This is a genomic window from Shewanella sp. KT0246, from assembly GCF_019654955.1.
GTDB lineage: Bacteria > Pseudomonadota > Gammaproteobacteria > Enterobacterales > Shewanellaceae > Shewanella > Shewanella goraebulensis.
Window position 1 is genome coordinate 1 of record NZ_BPEV01000014.1, and the last position, 23,998, is coordinate 23,998.

General features: G+C 38.9%; 26 protein-coding genes. 13 read left to right on the forward strand and 13 right to left on the reverse strand.

Annotated elements, in window-relative coordinates:
• From K5Q58_RS08510 to K5Q58_RS08525, 4 genes are all read right to left on the reverse strand, one after another.
• The coding region (locus K5Q58_RS08510) for a hypothetical protein (RefSeq protein WP_220753519.1) at positions 1 to 280 on the reverse strand (280 nt) is incomplete at its 3' end.
• A 51-nt stretch (positions 281 to 331) separates the two neighbouring features.
• Positions 332 to 1,375 (reverse strand): UDP-N-acetylglucosamine--undecaprenyl-phosphate N-acetylglucosaminephosphotransferase, encoded by a 1,044-nt coding sequence (gene wecA / locus K5Q58_RS08515; protein ID WP_220753520.1) that lies wholly within the window; start codon positions 1,373 to 1,375, stop codon positions 332 to 334.
• Positions 1,376 to 1,790: 415 nt separating this feature from the next.
• Positions 1,791 to 2,282 (reverse strand): transcription/translation regulatory transformer protein RfaH, encoded by a 492-nt coding sequence (gene rfaH, locus K5Q58_RS08520; RefSeq protein ID WP_220753521.1) that lies wholly within the window; start codon positions 2,280 to 2,282, stop codon positions 1,791 to 1,793.
• Between the two features lie 294 nt (positions 2,283 to 2,576).
• On the reverse strand, positions 2,577 to 3,137 hold the full coding sequence (locus K5Q58_RS08525; protein ID WP_220753522.1) for a DUF4136 domain-containing protein: 561 nt from the start codon (positions 3,135 to 3,137) through the stop codon (positions 2,577 to 2,579).
• Positions 3,138 to 3,420: 283 nt separating this feature from the next.
• Between K5Q58_RS08525 and yciH the strand changes: the two genes are divergently transcribed.
• The 3 genes from yciH to ruvX all read left to right on the forward strand — a co-directional run bounded on the left by yciH (position 3,421) and on the right by ruvX (position 5,005).
• Positions 3,421 to 3,750: a stress response translation initiation inhibitor YciH gene (yciH, locus tag K5Q58_RS08530; RefSeq protein ID WP_220753523.1), complete on the forward strand. Its 330-nt coding sequence runs from the start codon at positions 3,421 to 3,423 to the stop codon at positions 3,748 to 3,750.
• A gap of 78 nt (positions 3,751 to 3,828) precedes the next feature.
• Positions 3,829 to 4,389, forward strand: coding sequence for a YqgE/AlgH family protein (locus K5Q58_RS08535; RefSeq protein ID WP_220753524.1), 561 nt, complete (start codon positions 3,829 to 3,831; stop codon positions 4,387 to 4,389).
• A 190-nt stretch (positions 4,390 to 4,579) separates the two neighbouring features.
• Complete coding sequence (gene ruvX / locus K5Q58_RS08540; protein WP_220753525.1) at positions 4,580 to 5,005, forward strand: Holliday junction resolvase RuvX; 426 nt, start codon at positions 4,580 to 4,582, stop codon at positions 5,003 to 5,005.
• Positions 5,006 to 5,125: 120 nt separating this feature from the next.
• On the opposite strand, the gene hemH is transcribed toward ruvX, so the two are convergent.
• From hemH to K5Q58_RS08560, 4 genes are all read right to left on the reverse strand, one after another.
• Positions 5,126 to 6,139, reverse strand: a complete 1,014-nt coding sequence (gene hemH / locus K5Q58_RS08545) for a ferrochelatase (RefSeq protein ID WP_220753526.1) — start codon at positions 6,137 to 6,139, stop codon at positions 5,126 to 5,128.
• Positions 6,140 to 6,296: 157 nt separating this feature from the next.
• Complete coding sequence (locus K5Q58_RS08550; RefSeq protein WP_220753527.1) at positions 6,297 to 6,842, reverse strand: glutathione peroxidase; 546 nt, start codon at positions 6,840 to 6,842, stop codon at positions 6,297 to 6,299.
• A 459-nt stretch (positions 6,843 to 7,301) separates the two neighbouring features.
• Positions 7,302 to 8,414: a PilT/PilU family type 4a pilus ATPase gene (locus K5Q58_RS08555; protein WP_220753528.1), complete on the reverse strand. Its 1,113-nt coding sequence runs from the start codon at positions 8,412 to 8,414 to the stop codon at positions 7,302 to 7,304.
• Positions 8,415 to 8,425: 11 nt separating this feature from the next.
• Complete coding sequence (locus tag K5Q58_RS08560; RefSeq protein ID WP_220753529.1) at positions 8,426 to 9,463, reverse strand: type IV pilus twitching motility protein PilT; 1,038 nt, start codon at positions 9,461 to 9,463, stop codon at positions 8,426 to 8,428.
• Between the two features lie 35 nt (positions 9,464 to 9,498).
• On the opposite strand from K5Q58_RS08560, the gene K5Q58_RS08565 reads away from it, so the two are divergent.
• The 8 genes from K5Q58_RS08565 (at position 9,499) to K5Q58_RS08600 (ending at position 16,848) form a co-directional block, all read left to right on the forward strand.
• On the forward strand, positions 9,499 to 10,188 hold the full coding sequence (locus K5Q58_RS08565) for a YggS family pyridoxal phosphate-dependent enzyme (RefSeq protein WP_220753530.1): 690 nt from the start codon (positions 9,499 to 9,501) through the stop codon (positions 10,186 to 10,188).
• A gap of 168 nt (positions 10,189 to 10,356) precedes the next feature.
• Entirely contained in the window at positions 10,357 to 11,175 is an 819-nt protein-coding gene (proC, locus tag K5Q58_RS08570; RefSeq protein ID WP_220753531.1) for a pyrroline-5-carboxylate reductase, read from the forward strand.
• 149 nt (positions 11,176 to 11,324) lie between these two features.
• On the forward strand, positions 11,325 to 11,891 hold the full coding sequence (locus tag K5Q58_RS08575; RefSeq protein WP_220753532.1) for a YggT family protein: 567 nt from the start codon (positions 11,325 to 11,327) through the stop codon (positions 11,889 to 11,891).
• Positions 11,892 to 11,916: 25 nt separating this feature from the next.
• Positions 11,917 to 12,219 (forward strand): DUF167 family protein YggU, encoded by a 303-nt coding sequence (gene yggU / locus K5Q58_RS08580; RefSeq protein ID WP_220753610.1) that lies wholly within the window; start codon positions 11,917 to 11,919, stop codon positions 12,217 to 12,219.
• Positions 12,220 to 12,361: 142 nt separating this feature from the next.
• Positions 12,362 to 12,808, forward strand: a complete 447-nt coding sequence (locus K5Q58_RS08585; RefSeq protein ID WP_220753533.1) for a DUF4426 domain-containing protein — start codon at positions 12,362 to 12,364, stop codon at positions 12,806 to 12,808.
• A gap of 201 nt (positions 12,809 to 13,009) precedes the next feature.
• A complete protein-coding gene (rdgB, locus tag K5Q58_RS08590; RefSeq protein ID WP_220753534.1) occupies positions 13,010 to 13,606 on the forward strand; it encodes an RdgB/HAM1 family non-canonical purine NTP pyrophosphatase in 597 nt (198 codons plus the stop codon).
• 5 nt (positions 13,607 to 13,611) lie between these two features.
• A complete protein-coding gene (hemW, locus tag K5Q58_RS08595; RefSeq protein ID WP_220753535.1) occupies positions 13,612 to 14,751 on the forward strand; it encodes a radical SAM family heme chaperone HemW in 1,140 nt (379 codons plus the stop codon).
• 249 nt (positions 14,752 to 15,000) lie between these two features.
• Positions 15,001 to 16,848 carry a DUF885 family protein gene (locus K5Q58_RS08600; protein WP_220753536.1) on the forward strand — a complete coding sequence of 616 codons (1,848 nt, stop codon included), beginning with the start codon at positions 15,001 to 15,003 and terminating at the stop codon, positions 16,846 to 16,848.
• Between the two features lie 679 nt (positions 16,849 to 17,527).
• On the opposite strand, the gene K5Q58_RS08605 is transcribed toward K5Q58_RS08600, so the two are convergent.
• From K5Q58_RS08605 to trmB, 5 genes are all read right to left on the reverse strand, one after another.
• Positions 17,528 to 18,469: a LysR family transcriptional regulator gene (locus tag K5Q58_RS08605; RefSeq protein WP_220753537.1), complete on the reverse strand. Its 942-nt coding sequence runs from the start codon at positions 18,467 to 18,469 to the stop codon at positions 17,528 to 17,530.
• Between the two features lie 539 nt (positions 18,470 to 19,008).
• Positions 19,009 to 19,836, reverse strand: a complete 828-nt coding sequence (locus tag K5Q58_RS08610; protein WP_220753538.1) for a YggN family protein — start codon at positions 19,834 to 19,836, stop codon at positions 19,009 to 19,011.
• A 370-nt stretch (positions 19,837 to 20,206) separates the two neighbouring features.
• Positions 20,207 to 21,121, reverse strand: coding sequence for a glutaminase B (gene glsB, locus K5Q58_RS08615; protein ID WP_220753539.1), 915 nt, complete (start codon positions 21,119 to 21,121; stop codon positions 20,207 to 20,209).
• Between the two features lie 8 nt (positions 21,122 to 21,129).
• On the reverse strand, positions 21,130 to 21,456 hold the full coding sequence (locus K5Q58_RS08620) for a 50S ribosome-binding protein YggL (protein ID WP_220753540.1): 327 nt from the start codon (positions 21,454 to 21,456) through the stop codon (positions 21,130 to 21,132).
• 62 nt (positions 21,457 to 21,518) lie between these two features.
• A complete protein-coding gene (gene trmB, locus K5Q58_RS08625; RefSeq protein ID WP_220753541.1) occupies positions 21,519 to 22,235 on the reverse strand; it encodes a tRNA (guanosine(46)-N7)-methyltransferase TrmB in 717 nt (238 codons plus the stop codon).
• 296 nt (positions 22,236 to 22,531) lie between these two features.
• Between trmB and mutY the strand changes: the two genes are divergently transcribed.
• Both mutY and K5Q58_RS08635 read left to right on the forward strand, forming a co-directional pair.
• Positions 22,532 to 23,629 carry an A/G-specific adenine glycosylase gene (gene mutY / locus K5Q58_RS08630; RefSeq protein ID WP_220753542.1) on the forward strand — a complete coding sequence of 366 codons (1,098 nt, stop codon included), beginning with the start codon at positions 22,532 to 22,534 and terminating at the stop codon, positions 23,627 to 23,629.
• Positions 23,630 to 23,649: 20 nt separating this feature from the next.
• On the forward strand, positions 23,650 to 23,928 hold the full coding sequence (locus tag K5Q58_RS08635; RefSeq protein WP_220753543.1) for an oxidative damage protection protein: 279 nt from the start codon (positions 23,650 to 23,652) through the stop codon (positions 23,926 to 23,928).
• Positions 23,929 to 23,998: the final 70 nt, after the last annotated feature.

The window sequence follows — 23,998 nt, forward strand, 5'->3', positions numbered from 1 at the left end:
GGTCAAAATTATTTATTTTTGAAACAAAAATTTTCCTACACTGTAGTCCCAATGCAGAAAAATATAATTCTCGAAAGGTAATTTGAATGTCTTTGAAAAGGGTCACATCATTTACATTTTTATTTTCAAGATTAATCCAAAGCTCTTTTGGGACCAGCTCTGCTGATTCTAATACTTGATCATATTTAACCATACTCCTAGTAGCCTCAACTTTAGGAGGAGATGACGAACAAGCACCAAGTGAAATGAGGAGTAAAAGGGTCACGAGCTGAACTTTCATATTTTTATCTTTTAGTAATTTTCTTATTTTAAAAATTGTCTATACAGGATATTAAGCTTTTCTAAAAAACTTAACGACACTCCAGACATTTTGCAGTGCAGAATTATACACAATAAACACCAATATAAAGGCTGTAAACATTATCCATTCAGGGACATTATAAACGTCTGCCAAACATCCTACCACTGCAAATAAAGCTCCAGTGGTGCTTATTAAAACTAGGGTTTGTTCCCTAGTAAAGCCTGCTCTTTCGAAAATATGGTGTAAATGTTCCCGATCTGCTTTAAAAGGTGACTGGCCTTTCTTAAATCTTCGATACATTATCGCAGCCATGTCCATCAGTGGAATAGCCAATAAGTATAATGCTGTAACAGGTCTAAATGCTGGTTCAACTCCAGTAGTACCAATAACCATAAGCCAAACTAGCGTCAACCCGATAAACATGTTGCCAGCATCTCCCATAAAGACTTTTGTAAGCGAGATATGGGAACTTAAATTAAATATTAGGTAAGCTAACAATGCAGGAATGAACAAAATAGGCAAAAGCACCCACTCACTATCAGCTCTGTGAAGTAAAAAAGCCATACCAGTAAAAGCTATCAAACTTACTGAACCAGCTAGACCATCAATACCGTCCATCATGTTAACAGCATTGATGCCGCCAATGATTGCTAAAATAGTAAACGATGCTCCTAAGAAACCTAGTTCAATATTTGTAAAACCAATGATGTTTCCAAGTGTCGTAAAATGTAACTCAGTACCAAAGATCATCAAAGAGGCAATTAAAACTTGTGCCACGATTCGCACTTTTACACTCAAATCATATCGGTCATCAAGGCTGCCAACGAATAAAACCATAGCTGCAGCTACTAGATAAACATTTAGCACCTGGCTATGGGTAAAAAACATCATCGAAGCAGTCAGAATCGAAATGTATATACCAATCCCACCGACAAGTGGGATTTCTCCGTCATGTAATTTTCTACTTTCGTTTGGTAAATCAACTAAACCAGCCTTAATTGCTATTGGCCTAGACAGAACAATAGTAATTAGCGACAAAACAAAACTAATTAACAACGGGAGCAAATAATCCATTATTTATTCTCCATAATTCAAATTGTAATCATTTAGTAACAAAGTTGGTGCATAGTTTAAGAATCGATACACAATATCTTTCATGCTGTTGTTACTTTTTTGACAAAAAAATCATCACACATTACAAGTGTGACGAGACTCATAAAATGGTCGTTTTTATGAACGTGATCCATTATAGCCTTATTCAAACGAATAAAGTATTTGATTTAGGCTTTAAAATAATATTTTAGTTGAAATAGAGTGGATTAACAGCACAGTTAATACCTCCCTTACAACAAACCATACAAACCATTGATAAAAAAACAATAAATCTAAGACATTAAATACATGCTATATACTTATGTACTAATCATGTATAGCTGATTTCCTACAAGCTAACTTTGCAATATCCTGCAAATTATTTATGTATATTATTTTAGCAGAGAACAATATTATCTACCCCGACACTTACTCGCTTTTGCTGTCCCATAATATTGAACAATACAAAGCAGCGTTTCTCAGCATTTGTTTCTTCAAAAATAGCCTCTAAGTCTACAAAAGGCCCTTCAGTGAACTTTACTTTATCGCCAGTTTGTAAACCTTGATCAATTTCAGGCTTATGCAGCATCACTCTGTTCTTAATTCCTTGGATTATTCTGTCATCAATTGCTGTCATATCTTCACGACAACCAATTATCCTTGAAGCACCGCGAGTAGAGTGAATGCGACTAACGCTCACTTCAGTTGGATCAAAATAAATAAACAGGTAACAAGGGAACAAAGGGACTTCGATAAGCTTGGTTTTTCCTTGAGAGGTTTTCTCTTCTTGAACGATGGGTAAGTAACTTTCAATTTGTTGCATGGCTAAATTTTGTTGAGCACGTCGTTCATTACGCGGCTTACAATATAACAAATACCATGACTTCATCTTTGATTACTCTTCTATCATCCAGTGGTGACTTCCGTTATCACCAATTTATTAATTTTAGCAAAGCTATTTTTGTAAAGAAATGGCTTTTAGAGTTTATGCCCCTATTTGATGAATATTGATACAAATGCATGGTTAAAAGCTCAATAAAAAGTCATTAAAGCTTCAAGATACATCAGTACTTTTGAATGCAAAACAAAAAACCACCTCATAAGTAAGGTGGTTTTAAAGTAGTAATAACTAACTTACAAGTTTACCAGCACAAAGCTGCTGCTTTTAACAACGAAACTAATATTACTTAGTTTCTGGCTTTGGCGGAAAGTTCATCATCACTTCGCCAATTGCGTGGTTAATGATTTCAACACGTTCTTCAGGAGTGTTTTGGTCGCGAATGGTATCTGCGACACTGCCACGCCATACTAAATTGCCGCTCTCTTTATCAACTAAGTCGACAATTAAAGTCCCTACTTCGTATTCACGTACTGTAGTTTGTGTGTTCATCCCTGCTCCGCCCCAGCCACGACGACCATAATATGGGTAGTAGCCATAGCTGGTGTTGAAGGTATCAACATTAATTTTCTTATCAACTTTGGTTAGATAGTTTACTAATAAGTCCGCTTGTGCGGCGTCAACTTGCGATAAACCTTTTTGTGTCAGTTGAGAATTGACCGCATCTCTGACTCTTTGATCCATCAAACCATCTAAATGGTATGTAGTATCTTCGTTTTTCTTTTCTACCCAAGCGAAGCTTTTGTACTGTTCAAACGAAACAGCTGGATCGTAGTCACTACTTGTTTTTAATGAACTACAGGCACTTAATGCTAAAACGGCGGCTGCAACTAAAAGCTTTTTCATATTAACTCCAAACGGTAACTAGCAAACAAGTTGTTTTAATTTACTATTTAATGATTTTATCTGATATTGAATTCAGCTTACCTAGGTAAGCCTTAATCATCAACTGATAATATAAACAAAATGTGTCTCTTTACAGGCCATCAACATTCGGTACTCTTTAATCAGCCCTACATGTAATGCGTGCCATTTAGCCTCTCAACTGTATAAGTTAGCCATTATCAGCCTTTAGCGCTGTGATTTAGTTTGCTAGACTATTGATAACACTTTCTTACTTTGTTGTTTTATGAGAATTGATCCGAATATATCCTTAGTTTATAGCACCGATGGCGGTAAAATTGACCAGCCTAAAGCTGAAGCAGCCATCCCTGAAGGTGATGGTATCGTTAGGATTCACAAAGACAGTAAAGGCCGAAAAGGCAAAGGCGTCAGTGTGATAAAAGGCTTAGGCCTAGCTCCTAAGGAACTTAAAGCCCTTGCGCAAAAGCTTAAAAAACAATGCGGCTGTGGCGGAACAGTAAAAGACTTCGACATTGAAGTTCAAACAGATGATAGAGAAAAGATTAAAGTACTTTTAGAAAAACAAAAATATACCGTAAAGCTCGCTGGCGGATAATCTGCACTTTATTGATGCATCAAACGTATACCTTGCTATTAACAGCATCCAATTTACGTATTAGCACAAGGATTTATTATGGATAGCTTACAAGGTCATTTATTAATTGCTATGCCCTCATTAGAAGATACCTTCTTTGAGCGTTCTGTTATCTATATCTGTGAACATAACGATAAAGGCGCTATGGGCGTTATGATCAACCGTGCGACCAATATTGTTATTGATGAGTTACTTGATCAAATTGGCTTAACCAATGAGTCTGAATTAAGTTTAGACCTTGAAGGCCCAGTGTTACTTGGCGGCCCAGTAGATACTGACCGCGGTTTTGTGCTGCACACACCGCAAGAGCAATGGGTTAATAGTGAGTCTATAAGTGACTTTTGTATGCTAACCACTTCTCGTGACGTGCTTAACTCATTAGGAACCAAAGAATCACCAAAACAGTTTGTGGTAGCACTGGGTTACTCGGGTTGGAGTAAAGATCAACTTGAGCAAGAATTAGCTGATAATACCTGGTTAACGATACCCGCTACATCTGAGTTATTATTTGGCCAAGATATTGATGAACTCTGGACTGAAGCGACCAAAAGGCTAGGGTTTGATATTTGGCAAATTTCTTCCCAAGTCGGTCATTCCTGATCTCGTTATTACTGCCCAGCTCTTTTTAAGCTAGTCTTTTTAAAGCTAGTTTTTGTCGAATTAGTCACTATTGATACGATTCACTTTTAGTTGACCTTTGTCATTTCAGTTGTAAGTGTCTAGAAGATAATGTTCACGTTAACTAAGTCATATCCAAATGCCTTTAATGAAGGCTTTAAGGTAAAAATTAATGCAATCCAAAACCGTTTTAGGATTTGATTTTGGCACAAAAAGTATTGGTGTCGCAGTTGGACAAGAAGTTACTGCCAGCGCTGCGCCAGTTTCAGCAATTAAAGCCAATGATGGTATTCCTAATTGGGATGAAGTCGAAGCTGTAATAAAAGAATGGCAACCCGATCTGGTCGTCGTTGGTCTTCCGCTTAATATGGATGGTACAGAGCAAGAAATGACTCAACGAGCCAGAAAGTTCGCGAATCGTATTAGTGGCCGCTTTGGGGTTAAAGTCGCAACCCAAGATGAGAGACTGACGACCACAGATGCAAAAGCTCGACTTTTCGAGCTAGGTGGTTATAAGAAGCTCACTAAAGGCCAAGTGGATGCGGTGTCAGCGGTGTTAATTATCGAAAGCTATTTTGAAAATCAATTTGCTGATTAAATTGGCCAATATATTAAGTTTTGAGTATAAAAAGGGAGTCCTTGAGACTCCTTTTTTATTGGCTAGCTTTTGCTAGCTGAACTTTTACTCGCCAAACTATTGCTATCCGAGCAATATACCTTATAAATAAGGTTTAACTAAATTTGCCATCATATTGATATGAGCATCATTATCGTTCAAGCACTCAATATAGCGAAACTTCTTGCCACCAGCTTGTTCAAACACTTCTCGATTCTCACCTTTAATTTCTTCCAGTGTTTCTAGGCAATCTGCACTAAACGCGGGGCAAATGACGGCGATATCATTAATACCCTCACCTGGTAACGCTTCCATAGTGGCATCGGTATACGGCTGCAACCATTTAGCTTTACCAAAGCGTGATTGGAACGTCATTACGTATTCTTTTTCATCTAAACCTAATTTCTCAACCACTAATCGAGTGGTTTTAACACAGAAACAATAATATGGGTCGCCCAAGTGTAAGTTACGCTCTGGCATACCATGGTATGACAACACCAGTTTTTCAGGTTTACCATTAGCATCAAAGTCAGCCTGAATAGATTGGGCTAATGCATCGATAAATGTAGGGTCGTCATGATAGGTATTAATAAAATGCAGTGCTGGAATATAACGCCACTTACACAACTCTTTTGCTATTGCATCAAAGGCAGATGCTGTCGTTGGCGCTGCATATTGAGGATACAAAGGCAAAACAACGATTCTATCTATGCCATCCTTGTGCATTGCTTGCAGCACTGAGGGCGTTGATGGGTTGCCGTAACGCATTGCTAAATGAACAGATGCGTCAACGTCATTTTCAGCAAATAAGGTTGCCAACTTGCTTTGTTGACGCAAGCTGATATCCATTAATGGTGAACCATCTTTAGTCCATACTTCTTTGTATAAGGCAGCTGATTTCGCTGGTCGAACTCGCAAGATGATGCCATGTAAAATACACATCCAAACTAGTTTTGGAATTTCAACAACGCGAGGATCTGCTAAAAACTCAGCTAAATACCTTCTTACAGCTGATGGTGTTGGCTCATCTGGTGTGCCTAAATTCATTAATAGCACGCCAGTTTTACCGCGTGATTTGTGGCCGTCTTCTTTAGTCAAACCAGAAAATTTATACAAAACTGTCTCCGAAAAAGTTTCATCATCAAGAGAGCATAAAACCTCACTTGATTGTTAAAGTCTGTCACATGCTAAAACTATCTTTAGTTCTATTTCTTATTCACAAAAATGTTAGTGACTAACTTGTAAACAATTAGTTTTATGAACGATGGATAATTTATAGCACAGACTCTATCGCTTTTTTCAGTTCTTCGCTATCCGGTTTTACTCGAGAGTTGAATTGCTGCACACTTTCACCATCTGCACTGACTAAGTACTTGTAAAAGTTCCATTTCGGGGCTGCTGTTTTATCGCCTAAGTACGCAAATACAGAGTTAACATCACTGCCACGAACCGCAGATGTTGACACCATAGTAAAAGTCACCCCGTAATTAACAAAACAAACATCAGCAGTTTTTGCTTCATCATCTTCTTCTTGAAAGAAATCATCTGATGGAAAACCAATCACCACTAGATCATCTTCATATTCTTTGTGCAATGCTTCTAACGCTTCAAATTGTGGTGTAAAACCACAATTACTTGCAGTGTTAACAATCAGTACGGGCTTACCATTAGTGACTTCACACAAGTCTACTACTTCGTCTGAATGTAGTTTTCTTGCTTCTACATTGAGGTAATCAGGGCAGCTATTTGCGATAGCTGTTGACGGTAACAGAGCGCTACTTAAAGTAAGTAATCCAGCAGTTAGTAGAAGCTTTTTCATATTGATTCCTTTCGACTTAATTCATGTTAAATGAGTATCGAGTTATTGTGTTTTTGTCACTTAAGTTATTAAACTGATTATACGTTGTTCTAATAAAAGCAGATCATCAATTATGTAAATAATCGATTCGTTTTTCTATTTAATCTCACTCGGTTTAAATATGAATAAGTGAGATGCAAATTTAAGATATTCAATCGCAGCCAATCAAACTGGAATTTTCGCTGAAAACAACACGAATTTACGCGACAAACTAACACGTCAATAGCGTGACTAATGCTAGTGAATTCATCACGGTTAGCGGTTCAAAGGGCTGCTTAATATGCACTTCTTATCTAGAGTAAATTTCAGATAAGTCACGAAAAACTTGAGTAAATATTATTTAATGCACAAGCATAAAAAAACCAAAGTGCTGCCACTTTGGTTTTTAAAATCTAACAGCTTACTAATTTACAAACCCAATTAGCCTAAATCTAATGTCACGCCATCCATTAAACCTGAACCACTGGTTTCATTATTTTGAAGCTTAATCATTAGACGTAAGTCATTCGGAGAATCAGCATGATGCAATGCATCTGCATAGGTAATTTCTTTTTCCAAATATAAATCTAATAATGCTTGGTCAAAGGTCTGCATGCCTTGTTCGCGTGATTTACTCATCGTTTCTTTGAGTAAATGCAGTTCGTTTTTCGCTATTAAGCTGGCTACACGAGGGGTATTAATGAGTACTTCAATCGCCGCACGACGACCTGAACCATCGGATTTAGGCACTAACTGCTGCGCGACAATACCGCGTAAGTTAAGTGACAAATCAAATAATAACTGGTTATGTTTGCTTTCAGGTACTAAATGCATAATACGATCTAATGCTTGGTTAGCGTTGTTAGCATGAAGTGTTGCCATACATAAATGACCAGTTTCAGCAAAAGATAACGCAAACTCCATGGTCTCTTGAGTTCGAATCTCACCAATCAAAATAACATCTGGCGCTTGACGCAGCGAACTTTTAAGTGCCGCATCAAATGAGTCGGTATCAATACCAACTTCGCGCTGAGTAATAATGCTTTTACGGTGGTTATGAACAAATTCCACAGGGTCTTCAATGGTTAAAATATGCCCACGTGCGTGCGCATTACGATAACCGACTAAAGATGCCAATGATGTAGATTTACCCGTCCCCGTACCACCGACCATGATAATAAGACCGCGCTTACTCATCACCAAATCTTTCAAAATTGGAGGTAGTTTTAAATCTTCTACTTCAGGAATTTTGGTTTCAATACGACGCATTACGCAACCAGGAGATTCACGCTGCCAAAAGGCACTGACACGAAAACGGCCTAACTCTTTTGCTGCAAATGCAAAATTACATTCTCGAGTGTCATGAAACTCTTGTTTTTGAACATCAGTCATTAGCGATTCAACAAAATCTAACGACTGTTCAGGGTTAAAGCTAGACTCAGAAAGCGGTCTTAATTCACCATCAATTTTTGCACTCGGCGGAAAGCCCGCTGTAACAAATAAATCAGAGGCTTTGCGGTCAACCATGACCTTTAAAAAAGGACGTACATCCATTCAATTACCCCTTAAAAGTTAGCTTGCTTATTTGAACTCTTAGACATTGCATCGTCACGAGTGATTAAGCCACGATTCACTAAGTTCTGTAAGCATTGCTCAAGTGTTTGCATACCATGAGCCATACCCGTTTGAATAGCTGAATACATTTGCGCGACTTTATCTTCACGAATAAGGTTACGAATTGCCGGGGTTCCCATCATGATTTCATGGGCTGCAACTCGGCCGCCGCCCACTTTTTTGATTAAGGTTTGTGAAATAACAGCCTGTAATGATTCAGATAACATGGTGCGCACCATGTCTTTCTCACCTGCTGGGAATACATCTACAATACGGTCGACGGTTTTTGCCGCTGAGGTGGTATGCAAAGTACCAAATACTAAGTGACCCGTTTCTGCAGCTGTCATTGCTAATCGAATGGTTTCAAGGTCACGCATCTCACCGACAAGAATAACATCGGGATCTTCACGAAGCGCGCTTCGAAGCGCCGCATCAAACCCATGAGTATGCTTATGTACTTCACGTTGGTTAACCAAACATTGTTTATTTTGATGCACGAATTCTATCGGGTCTTCAATGGTTAGAATATGGTCGTGTCGCTCGTTATTGATGTAATCAACCATCGCAGCTAGTGTTGTCGACTTACCCGAGCCAGTAGGACCTGTTACCAACACAAGGCCACGCGGGAAACTTGAGATAGTTTTAAAGATTTCTGGAGCGCCAAGTTGCTCTAATGATAAAATCTCACTAGGAATCGTACGGAAAACCGCACCAGCACCACGTGACTGATTGAAAGCATTCACACGGAAACGAGCAAGGTTAGGTACTTCGAACGAGAAATCGATTTCTAAGTGTTCTTCGAAGTCTTTACGCTGTTTATCGTTCATGATGTCATACACTAAACCGTGTACGGCCTGATGATCTAATGCTGGTAAATTAATTTTTCTGACTTCACCATCTACACGGATCATTGGCGAAACGCCTGCTGAAAGGTGTAGATCCGAGGCATTGTGCTTTACACTAAAGGCAAGTAACTCAGTTATTTCCATGGTCAATGACATCCATTTAAACAAATAAAAACAATATGACAACAATAGCAGACCGAATATCAATCGCCCAGAGCCAAATCACTCAAGCGGCGCAAAATTGTTCACGTAATAGTGAAGAAGTGACGCTTCTTGCAGTAAGTAAAACCAAACCTATTGAAGATATCGTAGCAGCATATCAAGCTGGTCAGCGCTGTTTTGGCGAAAATTACGTTCAAGAAGGCGAAGAAAAAGTTATTGCACTAAGCAATGAATACCCCGATATTGAATGGCATTTTATCGGCCCGCTCCAATCAAATAAGTCGCGCATTATTGCTGAACACTTTGATTGGATGCACACCTTAAGCCGTGAAAAAATAGCTAAACGTTTAAATGACCAAAGACCTGACGATAAAAATCCATTGCAAGTGTGTATTCAAGTCAATATTAGTGATGAAGCCAGTAAGTCAGGCGTATCAAAACAAGAAGTAGCTCAACTAGCTACAGTTATTGACTCGTTACCTCACCTGACCTTACGTGGCTTAATGGCAATTCCTACTGCAACTACAGATATTGGGCTGCAGAAACAAGAATTCAGTCAACTTGAACACTTATATCTTGAACTTAAACAGCAATACCCTAGTGTAGATACCCTTTCAATGGGGATGAGCAATGACTTAGCTATTGCCATTGAACACGGCTCAACCATGGTAAGAATTGGTACTGCCATCTTTGGTTCTAGAAAGTAAATGTCGCTTATTAAGCTGTTATTCATGAAGGATAATTTATAATAGCGGCCTTGAAACTCTAAGTTGCGGCCCAAATATATTTAAAATACTAATAGCGATACTTAACTGGCATTAAATAGCCCTAAACACCATTAATAATTAACACAACTACAAAGTGGTAATAAACAAATGACTCAAGCAAAAGTATGCTTCATCGGCGCCGGCAACATGACTCGCTCTATCATAAGCGGTTTAGTCACTAATGGTTATCCTGCCTCACTGGTACATGCTACAAACCCTAGCGTTGGTAAATTAGATGCGTTAAAAGCTGATTTTAATATTAACGTGTCCCACGATAATATTGCCGCAGCCAACTCTGCAGATGTCATTGTGCTCAGTGTAAAACCGCAACTCATGCAGACAGTTTGCGAACAGCTAAGTCATTTAGATTTATCTGGTAAGTTACTTATCACTATCGCTGCAGGTATTCCAGCGGCGCGTTATCAAGATTATTTCAAACAACCTGTTAAATTAATTCGCGCAATGCCAAATACCCCAACTCAAATCGGTGTGGGCATGACAGGTATTTTTGCCGATGACTCGATTTCAGATGCGCAAAAACAAATTTGCGAAACCTTAATGAAAACAGGTGGCGAAGTTGTTTGGGTACAAAAAGAAGACGAATTAAACCAAGTCATTGCACTTGCGGGAAGCTCTCCTGCTTATTTCTTCTTGTTTATTGAATCAATGATCCAACATGGTATTAAAACAGGTATGGATGAAAACACCGCCAGAGCCCTTGCTCAGCAAGCCGCGCTTGGGGCTGCGCAAATGGTAGTTCAAAACCCTGAGCTATCATTAGAAAAACTACGTACTAATGTCATGTCAAAAGGTGGGACTACAGCAAGAGCTGTTGAAACCTTTGAAGAAGGCGATTTACGTGGATTAGTTGACCAAGCAATGACCAACTGCATAAAACGAGCAGAAGAAATGGCAAAAACATTTTAAAAATATGCTGATTCAGCGACACTGTTAGTTATTAAAGATATTTATCAGTGTTATTAGTCATAGATATTCGTAATAGCATTAGTTCGCTATCAGCAAGAATAGATAACTCATATACACATTAAGCGTACCAACTAAACAAGGCACTTAAAATGAATGCAATGCACTTTCTCGTTACCACGGTATTTGACCTCTACCTAATGGTGGTAATTTTACGTTTTTGGCTGCAACTTGCTAGAGCGGATTTTTACAATCCATTTAGTCAGTTTGTTGTTAAAGCGACTCAACCAGTAATTGCCCCAATGCGCCGTGTACTTCCGTCAATTGGAGTGATTGATACTGCATCTATCGCACTTGCCTTGATTGTTGTGATGCTTAAGTTTTTAGCTTTAACATTAATCGTAGAATTTAAAATCGATGCGATATCGTTGATTATTCTGTCAGTTGTTTCAGTAATAAAAGAAGCTGGTGTATTACTATTTTGGGTATTAATCATCCGCGCTTTACTGAGCTGGTTTAATCAAGGCCACAACCCAATAGTGATGGTGATGGATCAATTAACCGAGCCATTTTTACGCCCTGTTCGTAAAATTTTACCACCAATGGGCGGATTAGATTTATCAGTAATGTTGGTATTAATTGCAATGAACTTTATTAATATCTTATTCGCCCAATACATACCATTTTGGAACGGCTTAGAGATTGTTTTTGCACGCTAAACCTAGAAATGTGCATTTTCCTGTGATTAAGAAAACATATAAACCTGCAATCATTCAGCAACAGAGCAACCTGTTGCTGAATTTATATATTAAACCCAAAGCCAGCAGAGATAAAATTATCGGCCTACACGCTGATGAGTTAAAGATAGCAATTACTGCGCCCCCCATCGACGGTAAAGCTAATAGCCATTTAGTAAAATTCTTAGCTAAAGCCTTTAAAGTGCCAAAAACTGATGTCATTCTATTAAAAGGGCTGCAAGGTCGGCATAAACAAGTCAAAATAGTCAGTCCCAAACAAATACCAATTGAAATATCTCAGCTACTGTAAAGTACTAAATGCATAAATTAACTCATTGAACGGGTTTCGATACTGATGAAATTAAGGTGAGTTTGATTAAAATTCTCTATACTTAGCATTACACTCCATTAGTGAATCATCTCTTCAACAGAGCCGATCAAGGATCCAGATTATGTTTCGCAATATCATTTTTAATTTAGTGATTGTTTTAGGACTTTCATTAGGGCTAGCAAATAACGCACTCGCAGAACAAAAACAGCAAGTGGGCAATTTTGATATCCATTACATGGCATTGAGCAGCACGTTTATTACTCCGAGTATTGCCAAAACCTATGGCATCGAAAGAAGTAACTATAATGGCATCGTGAATATTGCGGTGCTAGATACGAGTAAAGAAGGCAACCCACCTGTGGCAATCGAGATTTCAGGGGTCGCTAATAATTTATTAGATGCCAGAATGACGTTGGACTTTAAAGAAATTCGAGAAGGTAAAGCCATTTATTACATTGCTCAAGTGCCTTATCGAGATGACCAAGAAATTAACTTCACTATTGCAGTTAAACACGGCAACCAACTAAATACCTCGCTTAAATTTAAGCAAAAATTCTACGTGGAATAGTTATAACCGCGCCGAATAAAATATTCTATAAAGCCAATTCTATTAAGTTTTGGCTTTATTTTTAGCAGTTCATAAACCATCACCGATTATCGCCTATTGATGCTATCTATCATCTTATCGCTTAGGTATCATTAGCCAAATTTTGAAGCGCCATTTCATGCACTATTTTAACGTACTGTTTTCACGTACTAAGGTATTCCCATGCAGCAGATTGTTTTAGCCAGCGGTAACAAAGGTAAGCTTAAAGAGTTCGACCAAATGTTGTCTCAATTCAATATCCAAGTATTACCGCAAAATCAATTCAATGTGCCTGAAGTGGCTGAAACGGGAACCACCTTCATTGAAAATGCCATTATCAAAGCAAGACATGCCGCAGAGGTTACAGGAAAACCTGCCATTGCTGACGACTCAGGCTTAGAAGTTGATGCGCTGCAAGGTGCACCAGGTATTTACTCTGCTCGTTATGGCGGTGAAGATGCTAGTGAGAAAGACCGTTACCTTAAATTACTCAATGAACTTGAGGGCCAAACTGAGCGTAATGCTCGCTTTCAGTGTGTGCTGGTCTACATGCGTCATGCAAAAGATCCAACGCCGATTGTATGCCAAGCTGCTTGGGAAGGTAAAATAGGGACTACGCCACAAGGTGAACAAGGCCACGGTTACGACCCTGTGTTTGTTCCTCAAGGGTTTGATTGCTCAGCTGCAGAGCTAAGCAGTGAGCAAAAGAATCAGTTAAGCCATCGCGGCTTAGCGTTAAACTTACTGGTTGATGCCATGAAAGCTAAAGGGATTATTTAAACACTATGTTAACCCTGCCACCACTGAGTCTATATATCCACATACCATGGTGTGTGCAAAAATGTCCTTACTGCGATTTTAACTCCCATGGGCAACAAGGCGAGCTGCCTCAAGAGCAGTACGTTGCAGCACTTTTGCAAGATTTACATAATGACTTAGCTTATGTACAAAACCGTAAGCTTCACAGTATTTTTATTGGTGGTGGCACGCCTTCACTGTTTGAAGCCAAACAAATTAAACGTATTCTTGATGGCGCAAAAGAGGCCGTTGGCTTTGAGGATGATATTGAGATCACCATGGAAGCTAACCCAGGCACCTTAGAGCATGATGATTTTGCAGCGTATCAAGCTGCGGGCGTCACCCGTTTATCCATTGGTGTGCAAAGTTTTTCTAAAGATAAACTCAACCTACTTGGGCGTATTCATGATGAAAATGAAGCTGTCACTGCCGCCAATACCGCTTCAAAAGCTGGATATAAGAGCTTTAACTTAGACTTAATGCATGGACTTCCCAATCAAAGTTTTGATGAAGCCATGGCTGATATAGATACCGCTGCGGAATTAATGCCGCCGCACATGTCTTGGTATCAACTCACTATTGAGCCCAATACGCTTTTTCACTCAAAACCGCCACAATTACCTGACGATGAAAACCTTTGGCATATTTATGAACAAGGGCAAAAAAAATTAGCGGCATTAGGATATGAGCAATACGAAATATCAGCGTATGCAAAACCTGGGTTTCAATGTCGTCATAATCTCAATTATTGGCAATTTGGTGATTACTTGGGCATAGGCTGCGGCGCCCACGGAAAAATTACTCAACCAGAACAAAATGTCATAACGCGGACAGTAAAGATTAAGCACCCTAAAGGTTACTTAAATACTCAAGATTACACCTTTGAAACCTCAGAAGTATTACCTGAAGATAGAGCGCTTGAATATTTAATGAATCGTTTACGTCTTATGACGCCGATCCCGAAAGTAGAGTTTGAACAACGCACTGGTTTATCTGCTGACGTACTTGCTGACGGAATGAAAAAATCTATCTCAAGAGGTTTGTTGACTGAGTCAGAGAACCACTGGCAGTTAACATCAAAAGGTCACATGTTCGTCAATGATCTGTTATCGCAATTTATCGATTAACCTAGCCAATAAGTAACTTAAACATTCTAGTCGCTAAACCTAAAACCACTACATTGAAATCAATGAGTGGTTTTTCTTTTTAAGACAGAATAGTCATTTAAAACAAATTACTACTTCACCAACAAGTTTAAGCAACATTTAAGACACAATTGCTAACATTTCACTTTACCCTTTTCCCCTGTGCTCCATTAGGATATCAGTCAATATTAATAAACGCTTAACTCTACCCTTCGTTTACGGAAACCCATTATGCTACTAAATACTAAAACGACATTAATAGCCGTTGCATTATCTAGCTTATTATCAACTTCTGTTTTGGCTCATGGAACGGACAGCCATCCAGTACAAACCACTGCTAAAACGACTAAGCAAGCGGTGACTGAATCAGAAAAAGCCAATGAATTATTTGAGAACATTTTCATGGAAAATGTTATGGCAAGCCCAATTTCGCAAACCTACATGCGTATCAAAACTGATTACGACAAATGGGGTGACTTTAGTGAAAAAGCTGAAGATGAAGATTTAGTTCGCGCTAAGAAGCACCTAAAGCAACTTGAATCTATTGATGTTAGTAAGTTAGATGTGCAAACCGCATTAAGCTACAAGCTAATGAAGCAAGGTTTAGAACAAGATATTGCTGATGACAAATGGCGTCACCACACTTATCCAGTAAATCAAATGTACGGAAGCCATACTTTTATTGCGACATTCTTAATTAACCAACACCAAGTTTCGAGTGTTAGTGATGCAGAAGCTTACATTAGTCGTTTAAATGGCGTTAAGCTTGCCAGTAAGCAGCTTGTAGATGGATTAAAACTGCGCGCTGATAAAGGTATTATTGCACCTAAGTTTGTGTTCCCTTATGTCATATCTGACAGCCAAAATATCATCACCGGCGCACCTTTTAGTGACACTGAAGAAAAAAGCACTCTTTGGGCCGATATCAATAAAAAAGTCGCTGCGTTAGATGCCCCACAAGCAAAGAAAGATGAACTTCTTGCTGATGCAAAAAAAGCATTAATCAACAGCGTACAACCAGCATATAACGATCTAATCGCTTACCTAAACGAGCTTGAGAAAAAAGCCGATACCCGTGACGGTGTATGGAAATTACCAGAAGGTGATGATTTCTTTAACATGCGTTTAAGCCGTGTCACCACAACGGACATGAGCTCCGAAACTATTCACAAATTAGGTCTATCAGAAGTGGCACGTATTCATGATGAAATGCGTGACATCATGAAGAAAGTGAAGTTTGAAGGTAATTTACAAGAATTCATGGCATTTATGCGTGATGACGAGCAGTTTTACTACCCTGCAACTGATGCAGGTAAAACTCGATATATGACTGAAGCCAAAGACTTAATTGACAACATGGAGTCTCGTCTTGATGAAGTATTCAACATCAAGCCAAAAGCGCAGCTTATTGTTAAACAAGTCGAAGCATTCCGTGAAAAGTCAGCTGGTAAAGCGTTCTACGATGCCCCTGCACCTGATGGATCACGCCCTGGTACATACTACGCTAACCTTTATGACATGAAAGCCATGCCTACATACCAAATGGAAGCGTTAGCATACCATGAGGGTATTCCGGGTCATCATATGCAAATTGCCATTGCACAAGAGCTTGAAGGTATTCCTAAGTTCCGTAAATATGGCGGCTATACCGCTTATATTGAAGGTTGGGGCTTATACACTGAATACTTCCCTAAAGAGATGGGCTTATATGCCGATCCTTACTCTGACTTTGGTCGTTTAGCGATGGAGTTATGGCGCGCTTGTCGCTTAGTAGTTGATACTGGTATTCATTCTGAAAAGTGGACCCGTGAGCAAGGTATTCAATACTACGTTGATAATACCCCAAATGCTGAATCTGACGCTGTGAAGATGGTTGAGCGTCATATTGTCATGCCAGGTCAAGCAACCGCTTATAAAGTCGGTATGATTAAGATTCTAGAATTACGTGAAGATGCTAAAAAGCAATTAGGTGATAAGTTTGATATTCGCCAGTTCCACACGCTTATATTAGAAAACGGCCCACTACCTTTAGATGTTTTAGAGGATAAAGTCACTGAATGGGTTAACGCGACTAAATAGTCAAAATTAAGATATTTCATATCTCTAAGATTAAAAAAGCCACTGTAACCAGTGGCTTTTTTGTATCTACTTAGAGGTGTTCGCCAATTCTAATTGTCATCGTGGCACTAACAAAACATAAGCAGATATCGTTCATATCAAACGTATATTCTGGGTAGGAATAGAGGGGGAAAAACTAAATTGGAACCATTGCAATTTAAGCCATAGTCCATAAGCAAAGATCTGAAATCAACAAACAATTCGATACGGCGGTTTTTTATTTGAGATAAAAATAACCCCAGAACAGTGTCTGGGGTAAACCAATATAAACTAGGATGATGGTTTCAAAGCCGGCATTGTTCTAGTTTTAAAACCGTTGCCAGCAGTGATTCAAAATTTGCGAAGTTGCTGGTTTGCACATTTTGATGAAAAGGGGTCATTTCTCAACAAGATGCGTGACTCAAACCATTCCGAATCAACTGAAATCTATTGTATTGATTTCAGAACATAGTTCAAGATGCATTTCATTGATTGTTTTTATTCTAAGACAAACTCAGCCTGAACAATTTTCAACCACAAACAATTAACCCTTTGTATTAATTAAACAAATAAAAAAACCGCATATATAAATGCGGTTTTGTTTTAAAATTTGAACAATGTTTCCATATATTCTTACGTATTTAACGACATACAGTGGTAATTATTTACGCAATTTGTATAAATGGTCATATTTAGTATCCCAATATGGAGTACTACCAATATGCCCTTTAATGAAGTCAATGAACGAACTCACTTTGGGTGCAAGATGCTTACGGCGAGGGTAAACCGCTTGAAGCGGCAAGTTATTGGTTAACTGCCAATCCGGCAACAAGGGAACTAAAGTTCCTTGTTCGATTTCATCTTCCATCAAGTAACTGGCTAGATACGCAATACCCAGTCCACTAACAGCTGCTGATTTCAGCGCTGGTGCATTATCGACACGGAAGTTACCTGATACACCAATTTCGCAGTAGTCTTCGCCTTTCTTAAACTGCCACATGCTGTGTTCATGCCATTCGCCTTGATACACAAGACAGTTATGATCTACTAGCTGCTCAGGACGTGAAATAGTGCCATTTTGGGCAATATATTCAGGCGATGCCGCAAGTAAAAATTGACACTTCATCAATGGACGAGCCACCATGCCTAGAGGCAATTGCTCAGACATAGTTAATAATAAATCTAAGCCTTCACTTACTACATCAACTTTATGATCAAGTAAGCTTACTTGTAGCTCAAGTTCAGGGTGCTTAGCCATAAACTCAGGTAAAGCTGGAATGATGTGCATAGTACCGAAAGACTGGGAAATACCCACTTTCAATACACCGCGAGTGGCATCATTTAAGTTATGAACACTTGCGACAGCTTGTTCAGCATCGCGAAGCAACTCTTCACCTTGAATATAAAGCAAGTTACCTGCTTCTGTCAGACTCAAACTACGCGTAGTACGTTGAATAAGTTGAACCCCAAGTTTATGTTCAAGATCAGCGACCTGAGTACTTACTTTCGACTTAGATATACTCAATCTTCTGGCTGCGGCGCTAAAACTTCCTGCGCGGGCAACATGAGTAAAAATAGCAATAGGTTCTAACAGTTCTAACATGGGAGTCGCCTTAAGCTGTTTACGACATTAAAAATAGTTTTTGGAATGCCAATCACTGTAACCTCCTCGAAACAAAACCGAACAAGATTTAAGCGATATAACGGTGCAAAAATGAATGCACTATTTACCAAAAAAGAAATTAAATTGTGATAGTCCGTTATCCTGTATAACCAATCAAAACTAAAACAATAAGTTAATCAAATTAGCTATGCAGTTTTATAATTTTATGGAGTATACCAAAAAAATCACAAATGGCTCTATATTTATAATATACAATTTTTTTATCAGAACAAATCATTAGTTATTCATAAATGCAGTTGAATTAGGATTTTAAGGGCATTAAAAACGAAAAAGCCCCTGCATATAGATACAGGGGAAGGTCAGGTGCATTTTGACAATGCTAGAAATTGAACAATCGAGATAATGAGTTTAGTAATAATAAATAGGGGGTTACTTTTACTAAACTAATACCATTACCTGTTAGCTTTAGACTCAAAAACAATCATTGAGCTCAATTCAACTAAATTTACTAAGACCACTTATTCGTAACGGTTATCAAGTGTTGCTAATTCGTATGAAGAAAGCTCAGGGATTGACTGACGAACTTCAGATTCTAGAACCATAAGCTCCTCAAAGTCAGCACAGATTTTTTCGGCCTTTTCTTCAATAGCTTGCGATTGGTCGGCAATTTGAAGCTCAATGTCTTCACCTACTTTTTCCATTTTGGTAGAAAATGCTTCAATCTTCTCTTCGAAACTTCCACCTTCTGATGACATCATTTCAGCGCCAATTGCCATCATGAAACTGCCCATCGAATTAGCTATCATCGCTTCCATTTCTTTTTCAAAGTCTTCATTAAATGCATCTTCAATTGAAGACTCAGTAGCACCTAAATAAAACTTGTCGCCTTGCTGATAAGCCGCTTCATCTACTCGAGATTGAATACCTGTTAGTAATTCATCTAACTTGGCGCCTGTTGCGTCACCAAAGATTGGAGTTAAGGCTAAACTAACGGCGTCAGTGGCAAGCACCACCACTTCATTTACTAGGTCAATAATTTCTGGAACTTGTTGAGATAACTCTTCTGAATAGTCGTTTAACAGTTTACTTTGCTTACTGTCTAATTTGATCTTACTACCTTCAACATACAGCTCGCCCATCTCAACTCGATATAACTCTTCGCCCTTTTCGCTAATAAGCAGTTTTTTGGGTTCGACGGTTACGTCATAGTTTAAAGTGACATTACATTGTTCATCATCGATAGACAGCTTTGCCATAGCTGGTGACATAGCACCTGCTGTAAAAATAAGTCCTGACAAAGCAATACCTTTAATCAATCCGCTGGTGAAATTAGTTTGAGTTTTCATTAGCTCTTCCTTAGCTGTTAATAAAGCCAGTCATTAATGTATAGACTGAATTTTTAATTTGGTTATCAATTGTGTTCTTTGTAAAACTTACACTAGATAAAGCACAGGTCGTGCCAATAATGAAAAAACCTTTTATTTCAGTAAATAAGTAGGATCAACCTTAAATAGAGAACAATATAAAATTAGAAAGTTAACCGACTATGAGTGAAATAAACAACAAAGTGGTGTATTTCACTCATTGGTAATATTCCAAAATGAAGAGTTTAAAAAATGGGGAGACTGAACGACTAACTGAGTTGCTTACTTACGTTAGTTGCTTACGTTAGTTGCTCACGTTAGAAACTTGCTGGGCTGCTAATAAAGCAAGCGGTTAAAAAATCGAACGACCTAAAGACTGTGATAAATACTCAAGCATACGAGTACCAGCCAAAGAGTTGCCATTTTGGTCTAGCTCAGGAGACCACACGCAAATAGACATATCACCTGGTATTACCGCAATAATACCGCCACCTACTCCACTTTTTCCTGGCATACCAACTCGATAAGCAAACTCACCAGCACCGTCATATAAGCCAGAAGTAGCCAATAATGCATTCAACTGTCTGGTTTGCACTGGCGTGATTAATTGCTCATTTTGCAATGTCTTACCACGATTAGCTAAATAGAACATTGCCTTTGATAAATCAGCGCAATTCATCTTCAACGAGCAGTAGTGAAAATAGCTTTTTAATACCGTATCGACATTGCCATTAAAATTACCAAATGATTTCATCAGGTATGCAATGGATGCGTTTCTGGCACTAAATTTAAACTCTGAATTCGCCACATTTTTGTCAAAACATATATGTGAATTACCACTGAGTTTTCTAACCTCTTCAAGCATGCGGTGCTTAGGCGCACTTTGCCTTGCCTGAATTAGATCTGCAATCACTAACGCGCCAGCATTGATAAAGGGATTACGAGGAATACCGCGCTCTAACTCAACTTGAACTAGCGAGTTAAAAGACTGACCAGATGGTTCTTTGCCCACTCTGCTCCAAATTTCGTCATCACTATATAGGCTAAGCGCTAGCGTAAGGCTGAAAACCTTAGAAATACTTTGAATTGAAAATGGCTCTAGGTAATCACCAGCGCCCATGGTTTGACCATCAGCGGTAGTAACAGCAATCGCAATTTTATTAGGATCGACATTTCCAAGTGCTGGAATGTAGTTTGCGACCTTCCCAGAACCAATAAGTGGCCGAACTTTGTCGACCACTTCTTCAAGCAATATCTGCTCAGGCATTGGCTGAATTAGCCCCACCAGATGTCATATAAAGCACTGACTTCAAGTTCAGAAACTTTCTTTGCTTCCCAAAATGCTTTAACAGCAGCAACATCTTCTTCGGTACATTTACCAATTTGCTGTGTAGCAATGATGCCTTCCCACATTTTGTGGCCACCACCGTGGAAACCTAAGTTACGAGGCTCGATAACTTGATCGATAAACTCATCAACAGTTTTATCAATGTCTTCTTCAGAGATTGACTCTTCAAAAGTCCAGACCACATCAAAACCAAGTTCTTGGAACTCATCAACGCGTAATTTTTTACGTAAACGGCGAGTACGATTCTTAGCCATGTTTATATCCTAGTTTGTATTATCGTTTAAAAATTATTATGTAAAATCAACAGTAAACTATCTTAGCTTACTCTTTCAAACATTAAATCCCAAACGCCATGGCCTAAACGGTGACCACGTGCTTCAAATTTTGTTAATGGGCGATGTTCAGGGCGTTCAACCACTGTATTGGTTTCAGATTGGTTTTTATAACCTTCTGCACCAGACATCACTTCAAGCATATGTTCACTGTAGTTTTCCCAGTCTGTTGCCATATGGAAAACACCACCAATTTTAAGCTTACGACGAATAAGTTCAGCAAATTCAGCTTGGACGATACGACGTTTATGATGACGCTTTTTATGCCATGGATCTGGGAAGAACAATTGCACACGACTCAGTGAACCATCTGCAATGCTGTTTTCAAGCACTTCCATTGCATCATGGTGATAAACACGTAGGTTAGTCACTTCCGCTTTACCTGCATCAACAAGACAAGCACCAACACCCGGCTTATGAACTTCAATACCAATATAATTTAATTCTGGGGCAGCTTGCGCCATTTCAACTAATGAAGCGCCCATACCAAAGCCGATTTCTAATACAGTGTCAGCCTCACGATTAAATACTTCAGTAAGATTAATCGCCTCAGGAGTGTAATCTAATCCCATCGTTGGCCAGTATGATTCAATTGCTTGAGCTTGGCCTTTTGTTAGGCGTCCTTCTCTCAATACAAAGCTTCTAATCTTACGAATATATTTACCATCTTCGTTAAATTCAGCGGTAGTCACGTCGCTCATGTTTGCCTCATCAATTGGGTGCTTTATAAAAGTGACCCAATGTTTCACTTCAAATTCATAAAATAGTCGGTAAGTATATCGCAAATTCAGCCTGACTAAAGTAGTTAACACAACTTGAAGTGAAGTTTGTTGCGCATATTTACTTTTTTTACTCCAAGATGAATGTATTTAACTCAATATCTGTTTTAAATCAGATTAAATTATCCATTTATTTAGCATGTAATTCTTAAACGTAAATAGCGCAGCCACAATATAGCTGACTTGTTAATCCCCCCCTTGCCATATACACTGCGCCAATGAAAAAAGTTAACTCCTTTTCCGAGCGTATCGTCGCTTGGTACGATGTTCATGGCCGCAAAACATTACCTTGGCAAATGAATAAAACCCCATATAGAGTATGGGTTTCTGAGATCATGCTGCAACAAACACAAGTAGCAACCGTCATCCCTTATTATGAAAAATTCATGGCAAGCTTTCCATCCATCGAAGCCTTAGCAAATGCGAGTGAAGATGATGTTCTGCACCATTGGACTGGGCTAGGTTATTACGCCCGCGCCAGAAACCTACATAAAGCTGCCAAAGCAGTTTGTGAGCAACATAAGGGACAATTTCCTGAATCTTTAGATGAAGTGATTGCATTACCAGGTATTGGCCGTTCAACTGCTGGCGCAATACTGTCACTAGCACTTGGACAACATCATTCCATATTAGATGGCAACGTTAAGCGAGTGCTTGCAAGACATGATGCAATTGAAGGCTGGCCGGGGCAGAAACTTGTTGAGCAAAAGTTATGGACACTAACTGATTCCCTAACGCCAAAAGCCAATGTCCGCAAGTTTAACCAGGCAATGATGGATATCGGCTCTGCCGTTTGCACTCGCAGTAAACCACGTTGCGATGAATGCCCCGTTGCTATTGACTGTAAAGCGCAACTTGCTGGCAGACAAACTGAATTCCCTGGTAAAAAACCTAAAAAGACTATTCCAACAAAGTCTGCTTGGATGTTAGTCGTCAAACAAGATGGTCAAGTTGTATTAAATAAACGACCACCAGCGGGTATTTGGGGCGGGCTTTGGTGTTTCCCTCAGTTTGAAACTGAAGCTGAGCTACATGCCCATGTTTCATCAGAGTTTACCGATAAGAAAATAACACACACAGAAACTGAATGGCTCGCAGGCTTTAGGCATACCTTCAGCCATTTCCACTTAGACATTCAGCCAATGTTGATTGATATTGAATCAACTCAAGATTTAGCAGAATTTGAAACCAGTGTAATGGAACAAAACCAGACTCTCTGGTATAACATACATCATCCAGCTAAAGTCGGATTAGCCGCAGCAACCGAGCGGATTTTATCTCACTTAGTCGCACTTTCAGCAGCAGATCCTATTTAGGGTCCCGTTAAGGAAACATCATGGCTCGTAATGTTAATTGCGCATATTTAAATAAAGAAGCACCAGGTTTAGATTTTCAACTTTACCCAGGTGAAGTTGGCAAGCGAATTTTTGATACTATTAGTAAAGAAGCTTGGGGACTTTGGCAGAAAAAGCAAACCATGCTAATTAATGAAAATAAACTCAACATGATGAATGTTGATGACCGAAAATTTCTTGAAGAGCAAATGGTTAACTTTTTATTTGAAGGTAAAGACGTAGAAATTGAAGGTTACGTCCCACCTGCAGAAGACGAATAAAAGTAAAACAAAGCATGAGTTAATATTCAACCTGACTCAGCTTCTCTTGAATAGCTCGTATCATCGTTAT

Bases quoted from the DNA above. Each gene is read 5' to 3' on its own strand.
- wecA (WP_220753520.1), bottom strand. From the start codon at position 1,375: ATGGATTATTTGCTCCCGTTGTTAATTAGTTTTGTTTTGTCGCTAATT.
- rfaH (WP_220753521.1), bottom strand. From the start codon at position 2,282: ATGAAGTCATGGTATTTGTTATATTGTAAGCCGCGTAATGAACGACGT.
- K5Q58_RS08525 (WP_220753522.1), bottom strand. From the start codon at position 3,137: ATGAAAAAGCTTTTAGTTGCAGCCGCCGTTTTAGCATTAAGTGCCTGT.
- yciH (WP_220753523.1), top strand. From the start codon at position 3,421: ATGAGAATTGATCCGAATATATCCTTAGTTTATAGCACCGATGGCGGT.
- K5Q58_RS08535 (WP_220753524.1), top strand. From the start codon at position 3,829: ATGGATAGCTTACAAGGTCATTTATTAATTGCTATGCCCTCATTAGAA.
- ruvX (WP_220753525.1), top strand. From the start codon at position 4,580: ATGCAATCCAAAACCGTTTTAGGATTTGATTTTGGCACAAAAAGTATT.
- K5Q58_RS08550 (WP_220753527.1), bottom strand. From the start codon at position 6,842: ATGAAAAAGCTTCTACTAACTGCTGGATTACTTACTTTAAGTAGCGCT.
- K5Q58_RS08555 (WP_220753528.1), bottom strand. From the start codon at position 8,414: ATGGATGTACGTCCTTTTTTAAAGGTCATGGTTGACCGCAAAGCCTCT.
- K5Q58_RS08560 (WP_220753529.1), bottom strand. From the start codon at position 9,463: ATGGAAATAACTGAGTTACTTGCCTTTAGTGTAAAGCACAATGCCTCG.
- K5Q58_RS08565 (WP_220753530.1), top strand. From the start codon at position 9,499: ATGACAACAATAGCAGACCGAATATCAATCGCCCAGAGCCAAATCACT.
- proC (WP_220753531.1), top strand. From the start codon at position 10,357: ATGACTCAAGCAAAAGTATGCTTCATCGGCGCCGGCAACATGACTCGC.
- K5Q58_RS08575 (WP_220753532.1), top strand. From the start codon at position 11,325: ATGAATGCAATGCACTTTCTCGTTACCACGGTATTTGACCTCTACCTA.
- K5Q58_RS08585 (WP_220753533.1), top strand. From the start codon at position 12,362: ATGTTTCGCAATATCATTTTTAATTTAGTGATTGTTTTAGGACTTTCA.
- rdgB (WP_220753534.1), top strand. From the start codon at position 13,010: ATGCAGCAGATTGTTTTAGCCAGCGGTAACAAAGGTAAGCTTAAAGAG.
- hemW (WP_220753535.1), top strand. From the start codon at position 13,612: ATGTTAACCCTGCCACCACTGAGTCTATATATCCACATACCATGGTGT.
- K5Q58_RS08600 (WP_220753536.1), top strand. From the start codon at position 15,001: ATGCTACTAAATACTAAAACGACATTAATAGCCGTTGCATTATCTAGC.
- K5Q58_RS08605 (WP_220753537.1), bottom strand. From the start codon at position 18,469: ATGTTAGAACTGTTAGAACCTATTGCTATTTTTACTCATGTTGCCCGC.
- K5Q58_RS08610 (WP_220753538.1), bottom strand. From the start codon at position 19,836: ATGAAAACTCAAACTAATTTCACCAGCGGATTGATTAAAGGTATTGCT.
- glsB (WP_220753539.1), bottom strand. From the start codon at position 21,121: ATGCCTGAGCAGATATTGCTTGAAGAAGTGGTCGACAAAGTTCGGCCA.
- K5Q58_RS08620 (WP_220753540.1), bottom strand. From the start codon at position 21,456: ATGGCTAAGAATCGTACTCGCCGTTTACGTAAAAAATTACGCGTTGAT.
- trmB (WP_220753541.1), bottom strand. From the start codon at position 22,235: ATGAGCGACGTGACTACCGCTGAATTTAACGAAGATGGTAAATATATT.
- mutY (WP_220753542.1), top strand. From the start codon at position 22,532: ATGAAAAAAGTTAACTCCTTTTCCGAGCGTATCGTCGCTTGGTACGAT.
- K5Q58_RS08635 (WP_220753543.1), top strand. From the start codon at position 23,650: ATGGCTCGTAATGTTAATTGCGCATATTTAAATAAAGAAGCACCAGGT.